This window comes from Terriglobia bacterium (assembly GCA_032252755.1).
Taxonomy (GTDB): Bacteria; Acidobacteriota; Terriglobia; order Terriglobales; family Acidobacteriaceae; genus JAVUPY01.
Genome location: JAVUPY010000083.1, coordinates 1 through 11,744 on the forward strand (window position 1 = coordinate 1; position 11,744 = coordinate 11,744).

The following is an 11,744-nucleotide window of genomic DNA, read 5'->3' on the forward strand; positions in this document are numbered from 1 at the left end:
ATACCTTTTTTTGGATTCGACCTTCGTGCCGCCCCTTTGGCCTATGAAATTCAGGAGGAACTCCCGTCCAAAACCCGCGCCCAGCGCCCTATTCGGCACCCACCACCTTGCCCCGGCACGCCCAGCGGCCATCTTCGCGAACACGCCCCGCGCAAAACAAAAAAGCCCGTGCTTTTCAGCACGGGCCGAATCCAAACTTGGACTCTAGTTTAGAAGGTCATCTTCAGTGTCAACTGCACCACGCGCGGCGAGCTGTCGAATCCGAGGAAGTTGCCATATGGACTCGTCGGTACCGTCGTCATGGAGGTGATCTTTCCGAAGTTCGAATCGAACAGGTTGTAGTCCGGGGTGCCGAAGTTCGGATGGTTGAACACGTTGAACGCCTGTGCGCCGACCGCGAATTTCATTCTCTCGCCGACATTGATGTTCTTGAACAGGTTCATGTCCATGTTGAAGAAGCTGGGTCCACGGAACTGGTTCCGCCTCTGCGAAGAGAACGCGGTATATCCCATGAACGAATCCGCGGTGCTGTCGACAAATGCGGCCGCGTTCAGGCAGGACGATCCATCGGATCCGCCCGCAGCGCTTCCGCAACTCGTCTGTCCGGTCACACCCGCGATCGGCTGTGCAAGGATGGTCGATCCACCGTTGTAGATCGCTCCGTTCCAGTAACCGTCGACCACTGAGAACGGCAGTCCGCTACGCCAGAATACTTTGCCCGACCACTGCCAGCCGTTCAGAACGTTCTTCAGGAAACCGTTCGCAACGTTCAAGCTCGGATTGATTACATAATCCGCGCTGAAATTGTGACGGACATCGTAATCGGAGTTGCCATAGTTTCCGGCCTTCAGGCCGTCCGGCTGCATTTGCCCGAGAATCGAGTCGCCGTAAGTGAAAACACCACCGTTGGAAACTTCGTCGAGGTTGTGCGACCAGGTGTAGTTCACGTGCGCCGTCACCCACTTCGACATCTGGCGGCGCAAGCTCACCGTCAATCCGTTGTAGTTGGAAACCGCACCGCTCATAACCTGCGTGATAGTGCCGTAATTAGGAACGGTAGGTTCATAAGGAACCAGCCCGCCGTAGAGTTCGTACGGGTCGTACGCGTTGTACCAGGCGTTCGTATACGGAATGTGAATGCCATGGTTACCGGCGTAGTTCACCGTTAAACTCGTCGAGGGGTTGATTTCGCGCTGGATTTGCAGGTTCCACTCCTGCCACCGCGGAGCGTGCATCGTTCCGACAATCGACGTGAAGGAAGGAGCGGTGAAGACTCCGCCCGCAGCCGTAACCGCAGCGTTGATCTGGTTGTAGCTCTCTCCCGCCAGGTAGCCCGTCGAGAAAGCATTTGCCGAAGCATCCCACGCCGCCGCCGAACCGGTCGGAGTCGTGTCAAACGCCGGGGTGCCAGCTGTCGGACGGATACGGATCGAAACCGAGACCGGAGGATTGGCCAGCAAGTCATCAACCAGGCCGGACGGAGGCGAATCGTAGAACAAACCGAAGCCACCGCTCACGACCGTTTTGTTATTGCCGAAAGGCGACCAGCTGAACCCAATGCGAGGCGACCAGTCCAGGAAGTCGACTCCCGGGAAAGCCTGGTGAAGCCCGCTTCGGATGTCCTGCGAATACGGAACATCGCCGGCATTCGCCCCAGCCTGTACGGAAGCCAGGGTCGAGAAGTCCCCCGTGAAGTTGGAGAAGCAGTTCGTCTGGCAAACCGGATTAGAGTTACGCTCCGCACGAATCGCAAGCGTCAGCGTCAGGTTCGACGTTACCTTCCACTCGTCCGAGGCATACATCCCAAGCCCCCACATCGCGATCGGAACGTTGCTCGACTGGTTCAGAGTCTTGCGGTACTGGTAAGCAAGTCCGTCCGCAAACTGCTGCAGACCATCCCCAACATAACCAAAGTAAGCTGCCGGATAGTTGAAGTAGAAACTGTGATCGCTCACATCGTAACGCCGGAAATTGCCGCCAAACTTAAGGCTGTGACGACCACGGTTCCAGGTAAAGTCGTCCAGGAACTGGTACTGCGTAATGTTGCGCCCTTGCGGGAAGTTGTACATCTCGTTGAAGCCCGTGAACGGAACCGAACCGTAAGTGATGATTGCATACGGGAAGGTATCCGAAGCCAGAGGCTGACTCTGCGTGAACTGCGCCACGTAGTGACTCAGCGAGGCCGTAAATGCGTTGACCGTATTCGGCCCAAAGACGTGCGTTTCCTGCAACTGCGTATCCCACGACGGCTGCTTCGAAATTGCATCGAACCGCGGGTCGACCGGGTCGATCGTTGTCGGTTGTAAACCATGGTCCATCTTCCAGCGGAAGAACGCGTTGTCCTTGTCGCCGAACCGCTGGTCCACACGGCCGCTCAAAATCCACTCCGACGCAAATGCCGTCGGTGAACTCGTGAAGTCCTCCGCGCAGTGCTGCGTTGCCGGATCAAAACCAGGCAGGTTCAGCCCATTGCAATAGTCGTCATTTGCAATTGGCTGCGCTGTGCTCGCGCCCGGCGTATTCGCCCAGAACTGAAACATCTGCTGGTACGTCGCCGCCGAGTTCGGCTGCAGATTCTGTACGTTCGCCAGAACCGCGTTCGCAAACTCCGGCGTCGGAATCACCATGTAGTCGTTGTTCGGAATGACAAAACGGAGCCCTTCCGTGTTGACGAAAAAGAACGTGCTGTCCTTCTTGATCGGTCCGCCAACTCCCGCCGCCCACTGGTTCGCATTCGAGAACGCGCGCGGAGCGCCATCGTGGTTATTGATCCAGTTATTGGCGTTCATCGCCCTTCCGTTCCATAACCACTGCGCGTTGCCATGGAACTCATTCGTGCCTGAGCGGGTGACCATCGTCACCTGCGCGCCGGAAAGCTGCCCATATTGTCCGCCGTACGGATTCGCGACCACCGTCGCTTCCTGTACTTCATTGCTGCCCAGGCTCAAGTTGCTCGCGCCTGAGTTATTAATGTTGAAGTACGGATCCATGTTGTTCTCGCCGTTGATCGTGAACAGGTTCGACGTCGCCGGCAAGCCGTTGACCGTGAAGTTTCCGTATCCGCCCTGGTTGTTCACAACTGCACCCGGGGCCGTGAATGCGATGTTCGTCACATCGCCACCAGCCGAAGGCAGTTCAGAAACCTCCAGCGCGGTGAAAGAAGTGTTCTGACTGGGGCTGGTGTTTACCAGCGGCGCCACGTCCGTCACTTCGACCGTCTGCGATTCTTTCGCCACCGACAACGTGAGATTTACCGTCGCCGTGATGCCAACCTGAACGTTGAAATTCTGTACCGTCTTTCCGAAACCCGACTGCTCGACGGAAACCTCGTAGCGTCCGGGCTTCAGTAATCCGACACGATAGAACCCCATCTCGTTCGTCGTAGCTGTATACGTCGCACCCGTATCCAGGCTCTTCACCGTCACTGTTGCGTTCGAAATGACGGCGTGAGTCGGATCGGTCACGGTGCCCGCTACATCGCCCGTTACGAGCGACTGTCCGAGCGCCGTAGCTGCCAGCAGACACACTGCCAGCAAGCACATTACAAGGGTCCAACCCTTGCTGTACTTCATATGAATGAATCCTCCTGGTTTTCCAACTGAGCGCGTGCCAGAACTCAGGCAATGAGGACAACAGACTTGCTATGAATGCCCAGGACCCGAGCCCAACTTATGTACCCAACTGCAACTGCAAACCAACCTGAAAGGTGAATGAATCACCATTCACCATCTACTCCGATTGCAATTCTCAAACCAAAGTGTCTGCCCTAAGTTGCTGAAAAGATTAAGCCAATATCCGGAGCGTGATCTCGGCTTACTTTTTTTGGGAGTCGTGCTACCTCAGAGCTATGAAATATGAAATCGCAATTCTCGCAAACCAGTGTCTGGCAAGGCTTTCCAAGCGATTCTCTTTTTCCACTTCAGTGCCGCAGCAAAGTCTCCCATGCGTCGTTTTCCCTCAAACCCCTTCCATGGATGTTGCGATTCGCCAACTGCTCGCAATAACGCTGAGCAATCACACTCGATTCGGCGTATCATGTCCGCCGCGTATCCCGTCGCGCAACGAAAAGAATCAGCCCCGGCCCCGCAACTGTTTCGCAAACCTCGATTCGGCAGGAGCACGAAGAACGAATCACGAAGAGCCGTTTCTATGAATTTGTCCCCCGCAACATCTGTCACTAGTTCGGGTGATAACAATCACAGCCGCGACTATCCGCCGCGCCTGTAATGCCCCTGTTCGCGCAAGTTCTGATTGCGCAGAACTGAAAAGTCCAAGTCACACCTCTCAAGTCGCGAGCTCATCTTCTACCGCTCTCGACTTCCGACTTGCGACCTGCGACTCAAGGAGAATTCACATGAGTGCTGGCATAATGCCGCCGGCCGTCATCAAGACACCGAGCGACTACGTCAAGGAAGTAATGACCCTGGTCAAGGCGAAGAATCCAGCCGAGCCCGAATTTCATCAGGCCGTCCAGGAAGTCTTCGACTCTCTCCGACTCGTGTTGGAGCGGCACCCCGAATACATTTCGCACAAAATTCTTGAGCGCATCACGGAGCCCGAACGCGTACTCATGTTCCGCGTTCCGTGGTTCGATGACCATGGCAATGTCCAGGTCAATCGCGGCTTCCGCATCGAGATGAATAGCGCGATCGGCCCCTACAAAGGCGGACTCCGCTTCCACCCCTCGGTCAACCTCGGTATCCTTAAATTCCTCGCCTTTGAACAGGTCTTCAAGAACTCCCTGACTACTCTTCCCATGGGCGGCGGCAAAGGCGGTTCCGACTTCGATCCCAAGGGCAAGAGTGACTCGGAAGTCATGCGTTTCTGCCAGAGCTTCATGACCGAACTCCAGCGTCACATCGGCCCCGACACTGACGTCCCGGCTGGCGACATCGGTGTGGGCGGCCGTGAAATTGGCTTTATGTTCGGCCAGTACAAGCGTCTTCGCAATGAATTCAGCGGCGTTCTCACCGGCAAAGGCCTCAACTGGGGCGGCTCACTCATCCGTCCCGAAGCCACCGGCTACGGCTGCGTTTATTTCGCCGACGAGATGCTGAAGACCCGTAAGCAGACCTTTGAGGACAAGATCTGCCTCGTCTCCGGCTCCGGCAACGTCTCACAGTACACCATCGAGAAGCTGCTCGATCTCGGCGGAAAGCCCGTCACCGCGTCCGACTCCAACGGCGTCATCTACGATCCCGATGGAATCAATCGCGAAAAACTGGCCTACATCATGGACCTCAAGAACGCCAAGCGCGGACGCATCTCGCAGTATGCCGAGGTCTACAAGAAGGCCGTCTACATGCCGACTGACGGCAAGCTCGACCACAATCCGATCTGGAACATCAAGGGCGATTGCGCGTTCCCGAGTGCAACCCAGAACGAAATTAACGGCAAAGACGCTGCTAACCTCATCAAGAACGGCTGCAAGCTGGTCTCCGAAGGCGCCAATATGCCGAGCACCCTCGAAGCCACCCGCATGTTCATCGAGGCTGGCGTCCTCTACGGTCCCGCGAAGGCCGCGAACGCCGGTGGCGTCGCTACCTCCGGGCTCGAAATGTCGCAGAACAGCATGCGTCTCAACTGGACCCGCGAAGAAGTCGACGACCGGCTGCACAAGATCATGATCGCCATCCACAAGAATTGCTTCGAGACCGCCGAAAAGTACGGCACCCCGGGCAATCTCGTGAACGGCGCCAACATCGGTGGCTTCCTCAAGGTCGCCAACTCGATGCTCGATCAGGGCCTCGTGTAACCGGCAGAGACTCGCGTCGCGAAGTCTTCTGTACATTGCATTCCCGCGGGGTGGAAAATACTTCCACCCCGCAGTTTTGTTGGACCGCCGTTTTGCGGATGGCGGATTGCGTCTTTTGTAGTTGCTATTCGGCTAATTACTCGCTTTAGCTGAATGCTGACTGCTGAGTGCTGAATGCTAATCGCTAACACCGCCGAACAACTCTTCGAACGCTTCGAAAACCTCATGCCCTTCCGCGTGCAGGACATCCTGCTCGTCTCTTCCCTCTACGACTCTTTCATCCTGCGCGAAGACGGCCGCCTGAACGAGCTCATGATCGGCGAATCGCTCGAACTCAACCTTCAGCACATTCCGGGAATCACTCACGTCTCCAGCGGCGCCGAAGCCCTCGAACTTGCAAAACGCCAGCCGCGCTTCAACCTCATCGTGACCAATCTCGAACTCGGCGACATGGACGCCGCGCAACTCGCGCGCGAAGTCAAAGCCACCGGTCTCGACGTCCCCGTCGTCGTCCTCGCTTACGATTACCGCGAGATCAAGAATTTCCGCGCGCGCAATCCCGTCACCGACATCGACCGCATTTTCCTCTGGCAAGGCAACATCCGTATCCTCATCTCGATCGTCAAGTACGTCGAAGACAAGCGCAACGTTCTCCATGACACCCAGGTCATGGGCGTCCCCGTAATGCTCGTCGTCGAAGACAACATCCGCTATTACTCGTCGTTCCTGCCCGTCATCTACACCGAACTCATCACGCAGTCGCGCCGACTGATCTCCGAAGGCCTCAACGTCGCGCACAAGCTCGTGCGTCTCCGCGCGCGGCCGAAGATTCTCCTCTGCTCCAATTACGAGGAAGCCGAGTCTCTGGTCATGCAATATCGCGAATATCTCTTCGGTGTCATCTCCGACGTCGAGTTCCCGCGTAATGGCCAGCTTTCGCCCGAATCCGGTTTCTCGCTCGCCGACAAAGTTCGCTCCATCGTCCCCGACGCGCCGATCGTTCTCCAGTCCAGCCGCACCGCCTTCCAGCCGCGAGCTCTCGAAGAAGGCTGCTCATTCCTGCGTAAGCGTTCGCCAACTTTACTCAACGATCTCCGCCGGTTTCTCATCGAACAACTCGGCTTCGGCGACTTCGTCTTCCGCATGCCCGACGGCCGCGAGGTCGCGCGCGCCCGCGACCTCAACGAACTCGAGAAGCTCCTCCACGAGGTCCCTGACGAATCGATTGCCTATCACAGCGCGCGCAATCACTTCTCGCACTGGCTCCGCGCCCGCACCGAATTCACCGTCGCGCAAAAGCTCCGCCCGCGCAAAGTCTCCGATTTCCCCAGCATCGAGGCCCTTCGCCGCGACCTCATCGACTCCATCACCGAATACCGCCACGAGCAAAGCCAGGTCCTCGTCGGCGACTTCAACGCCGCATCCTTCACTCCCACCGACGCATTCTTCCTCCGCATCGGCTCTGGTTCGCTCGGCGGCAAAGCTCGCGGCCTCGCCTTCGTCCGTCACCTCCTTCACAATCACCGCCTCGCCAGGCGATTCCCCGGCATCCGCATCGCCGTGCCGCCATCGTTCGTTCTCGCCACCGGAATCTTCGACCGCTTCCTCGCTGAGAACCAACTCCACGACTTCGCCATCCAGTGCGACAACGACGACGAGATCGCCGAGCGGTTCCTCGACGCGCAATTCCCGTCCGACATTCGCGACAACCTGCTCGCTTTCCTCAACACCGTTCACTATCCGATCGCAGTCCGCTCCTCGAGCCTCCTCGAAGACTCGCAATACCAGCCCTTCACCGGCGTCTACGAAACCTACATGCTGGCCAACCAGCATCCCGACCTCTCGGTCCGCCTCGATGAACTCCTTGAAGCCATCAAGCGCGTCTACTCTTCCACGTTTTCGCAGCACGCAAAGCGATACGTCCGCGCAACTCCCTATCGTCTCGAAGAAGAGAAGATGGCGGTCATCATTCAGCAGGTCGTCGGCAGCGCCCATGGGCAGCGCTTCTACCCCGACTTCTCCGGCGTTGTCCGCACCCGCAACTTCTATCCTGTCCCGCCCATCACCGTGGAAGACGGCATCGCCACGGTCGCGCTCGGTCTCGGCCGCACCGTCGTCGATGGCGGCAAGTGCCTCAGTTTCTGCCCGCGCTACCCGCAACACCTCATCCAGTTCTCATCCGTCGAAGACATCCTCAACAACTCGCAGAACGAATTCTGGGCCCTCGAACTCAACCATCATTCCGATCTTCGTGGCGTCGGCGCCTCGCCGACGGTGCAGGCGGGCGTCTCGCACGCCGCGATGCATACTCCCGAGACCTCGTCGGCTCTGCTCCGAGAAAGTAGCCCCGCACGTGAGTGCGGGGAAGACGCCGCCCCTTTCTCCACGAGTCGCGCGAATGCGCGACGACAGATGGCGGCGCACCAGGAAGCCGTCGACCACACGCCTCACCTTCACGAAGTCTCTTTCCCGATCTCCGCCGCCGAATCCGACGGCACGCTCCACAACGTCGCTTCCACCTACTCGGCCGACAACCATGCCGTTTACGACGGCATGAGCCGTCCCGGCGCGCGCATCGTCTCCTTCGCGCCCATCCTCAAGTACGGAGTCTTCCCTCTTCCCGCGCTTCTTGATCAACTCATGCGGATCGCTGAAGAAGCCTTGCGACGTCCCGTGGAAGTCGAGTTTGCCGTACGAATGCCGCGCTACGCAGGCGATCCCGCCGATTTCGGATTCCTGCAAATGCGTCCGCTCGTGCTCTCTCGTGAAGGCGAAGAATTAAGGATGGAGGAAGTCGATCGTTCGCACCTCGTCTGCCAAAGCTCCAAGGTGCTCGGACACGGACGCATCGCCGACCTCCGCGACGCCATCGTCGTCGACCTGCATCGCTTCGAGCGCGCGCGCAGCCAGGAGGTCGCTGAAAGCGTCGCGCAACTCAACGCCAGGCTCACCGACTCAGGCACGCCCTACCTGCTCATCGGCGTCGGCCGCTGGGGCTCGAACGATCCCTGGCTCGGAATTCCGGTCGAGTGGGACCAGATCTCCGGCGCCCGCGTCATCGTCGAAGCCGGCTTCCGCGACTTCCGCGTCACCCCCTCGCAAGGCAGCCACTTCTTCCAGAACCTCACCGCCTTCCAGGTCGGCTACTTCACCGTCAATCCGGACGCCGGCGAAGGTTTCGTCGACTGGGACTGGCTCGCCTCAAGCGTCGCCGTGGAAGAAGACAGCTGCGTCCGCCATCTGCACTTCGATCATCCGCTCGTCGTGGTAATGAATGGGAAGACCAGCCAGGGAATGATCTTTAAGCCTGATGCCTGAGATCTCCGCCGGCATCACACGCCCCCGTGTTCGGACTCACTGCACCCGTCTCATAAGCTTGCTTTTATTTCAGTCCGCAGGTTCGCATCGGGAGGTCCCCTCGTGCGTAAGAATTCTCTGCTTCTGCTTCTCATCGCTTTCTCTGTCTTTGCCGCTGCTTCCGACCAGTCCCAGAACACGATCAAACAGAAATATCGCAACCTCGAAGTAGGTGCTTTCACAATCGAGAAGGGCGTAGACCTGCCCGCGGACTACTTTACGGCGCTCCCGCAGGAGATCGTCTCGCAGTTCCAGGAATCGAAGCTTTTCGACCGCGTATCCACCGCTCCCACCAATATCGGTCAAACAACCGATCCCTCACTTCCAGCCTCGCCCGTACTGCGCATGACGGGTGTCATCACTGCTTTTCATGCAGGCAGCCGCAAAGGACGCTACTTCGGCGGAGCCTTCAATCCCGGCGCACAGACCCAGATTTACGCTTACGTGCAATATGTCGACGCTGCAACCAACGCCCTCATCGTGGAGAACGAGGTCGTCGGTACACTCAGCAGCGGCTTTGGCGGAGGCAATTCGAAAAACGTCGTCCGCGAATTCGCTGAGTCGCTCGTGGACACAACCAAGTTCATCGTCTTGAAGCCACCGCTCTCAGCCGCCGACGAACCGCCCAGGGTCCCCGACGATGCAGCACGCGAAACCGTCGAACTCTCCGACTCCACGTTTGATGCCACCCTGTCCAGGGTGAACGACCTCGCCTCCAAAGGCTATCGCCTCCTCAGCTTCAAGACCACCAGCTACAAGACCGCCAATCTCGTAATGGCGAAAGCCGCCGACACCGCCCAGTACCAGTACGCCTTCTTCAAGGCCATCATGCCCGGCAATATAGAAAAGGAACTTAACGGGAAGTCGCTTGAGGGCTACCGTTACCGGCCACACACAATGATCCTCCTCAAGGATCGTACATTCGTAATCGCGGAGCACGATGCCTCCGCCTCACCCGCGCACTACGAATACCGCCTGCACGCAACTATGCGCGTCGGCAGTGCCGAAAAGGACATCCGTAACGATCAGGCCGACGGCTTCGTCTTAGTCAACTGCCGCAACACTTCCGAGAGCCACCACATGTTGCTGTTGGAAAAGAAACTGGAGAAGTAATCGCTACGCGGAGGATCAACCAGTCGGTGAATCCACATTGTTGAAGGGATAATTCCCAGTCTGGTTGATGAGTGATAAGGGGATTTACCGCTCAGTATTTGCAGTTGCCCAATACACAGACCTTGCCGCCACAGAAACTTGCTCCGGACTTGTTACCCTTACATGAAGATGGTGCAGGCCGGGGTGCGGTGCTCTTGGTTCGAAACTGAGCAGATAACGGCTGTATAGATGGTTCGTGAAGTCGTTGAGGCGAGCATCGAACGAATTCCGCGATTTAAATGTCGCGTATTCGCCTCCAGTGAGAAGCACCGTCTCCTTCGCGGCATTCTTTCTTAGCGCCTGTGCGACCTCCTGCACTGGGTACAGCAGGTCGGGTGTAGGAACCCATCGATCATTGTTGTTGCCTCGCAAAGTATCCAGCACATTGGTCTTCGACGGTGAAAACGCAAGCGCGAATACCGACACGTCGCTGTCTCCAATAGCGCGGATAACATCATCTATTTTTGCGAATTTGCTGCCATGGTCACGCGTTTCGCTGATCAATAGGAGTACCCGACGACTGCTCTTTGGTGCCCGACGCAGAAGGTTTACCGAATACTTCACCGCATCGAGAATGGCTGCGCCCCCTTCGCCGGGCTGAGGATACCAGCGCCCCAACTGCTTACTCAGAATCTGCTTGAGATCGGCAGCAACCACTTTGTGGTCACTCGTGAAGTTCGTCATCAGGTGAATGGAATCGTCAAACCCGACAACTGCTATCGTTGAGTTTGGGATATTGAGGATTGGCTCAACCATCGTATCCAGCCCACCCATTCTCCGGTATTCGAACGGGGCGCTTCGACCTTGCTGAATTGCAATTACGGCTGAAACTGGTTCTTCGTCGCCTGCTGGGTCGAGATGAATCTGTTGGGGAACTCCATCATCCTCGACGATGAAGTCCCGAGAGTGCAGGCCGTAGATGGCCTGCCCTCTTTTGTCGGTCACTAGTACCGGGACTAAGACCACATTCGCCCGAGAACGAAACGTGGGCGCTTGAGCAACCGAAGTTGCCGCAAGCAGTACAACGATTGTGAAAACGGCTGCTCGCATTCGACGTAATGATTATAGGCAATCTGATTCGGGGCTCGATCTGCCAATGTTTATGGAATGGAGATATCCCACTAACAATCTCTTTTGCGGGACAATACTGGTACAGAGATGGATACGATCAAGGTTCACAGGCACTACATCTTGCGAAAAGTTCGTCCCGCCCAATCTGGCCCGATCTACGATCAGATCGCGGCCCTAGAATCATCTTCACCATTCCATCTCCAGTTCCTTGTGAAGCGGTGGCGTTCTGACGAACCGCACGAATACTTCACAACGTTCAAGGAGATCGAGGACATGACATTTATCATGCACCCGACCCTTTCGAGTGCATTAGCAGAGGTCGAAGAAGAAGTCGAACAAGCACGGCGAACGGGTGAATGGGAGATTGAGAAGAAACAGTAGTACCGATTGTTTATGGTAAGGCGATTTC

General features: G+C 57.2%; 7 protein-coding genes. 4 read left to right on the top strand and 3 right to left on the bottom strand.

Going from position 1 to position 11,744, the window contains the following annotated elements; translation table 11 throughout:
* Together ROO76_20690 and ROO76_20695 are read right to left on the bottom strand one after the other, a co-directional pair.
* The coding region (locus ROO76_20690) for a hypothetical protein (protein ID MDT8070585.1) at positions 1 to 195 on the bottom strand (195 nt) is incomplete at its 3' end.
* 14 nt (positions 196 to 209) lie between these two features.
* Positions 210 to 3,572 (bottom strand): carboxypeptidase regulatory-like domain-containing protein, encoded by a 3,363-nt coding sequence (locus tag ROO76_20695; protein ID MDT8070586.1) that lies wholly within the window; start codon positions 3,570 to 3,572, stop codon positions 210 to 212.
* 845 nt (positions 3,573 to 4,417) lie between these two features.
* Here ROO76_20695 and gdhA point away from each other — a divergent pair.
* The 3 genes from gdhA to ROO76_20710 all read left to right on the top strand — a co-directional run bounded on the left by gdhA (position 4,418) and on the right by ROO76_20710 (position 10,225).
* Entirely contained in the window at positions 4,418 to 5,755 is a 1,338-nt protein-coding gene (gene gdhA, locus ROO76_20700; GenBank protein MDT8070587.1) for an NADP-specific glutamate dehydrogenase, read from the top strand.
* A 174-nt stretch (positions 5,756 to 5,929) separates the two neighbouring features.
* Positions 5,930 to 9,073 carry a PEP/pyruvate-binding domain-containing protein gene (locus tag ROO76_20705; GenBank protein ID MDT8070588.1) on the top strand — a complete coding sequence of 1,048 codons (3,144 nt, stop codon included), beginning with the start codon at positions 5,930 to 5,932 and terminating at the stop codon, positions 9,071 to 9,073.
* A 102-nt stretch (positions 9,074 to 9,175) separates the two neighbouring features.
* Complete coding sequence (locus ROO76_20710) at positions 9,176 to 10,225, top strand: hypothetical protein (GenBank protein ID MDT8070589.1); 1,050 nt, start codon at positions 9,176 to 9,178, stop codon at positions 10,223 to 10,225.
* 84 nt (positions 10,226 to 10,309) lie between these two features.
* Here ROO76_20710 and ROO76_20715 read toward each other — a convergent pair whose 3' ends face one another.
* On the bottom strand, positions 10,310 to 11,314 hold the full coding sequence (locus ROO76_20715) for a VWA domain-containing protein (protein ID MDT8070590.1): 1,005 nt from the start codon (positions 11,312 to 11,314) through the stop codon (positions 10,310 to 10,312).
* 108 nt (positions 11,315 to 11,422) lie between these two features.
* On the opposite strand from ROO76_20715, the gene ROO76_20720 reads away from it, so the two are divergent.
* Positions 11,423 to 11,716, top strand: coding sequence for a hypothetical protein (locus ROO76_20720; protein MDT8070591.1), 294 nt, complete (start codon positions 11,423 to 11,425; stop codon positions 11,714 to 11,716).
* Positions 11,717 to 11,744 lie beyond the last annotated feature (28 nt).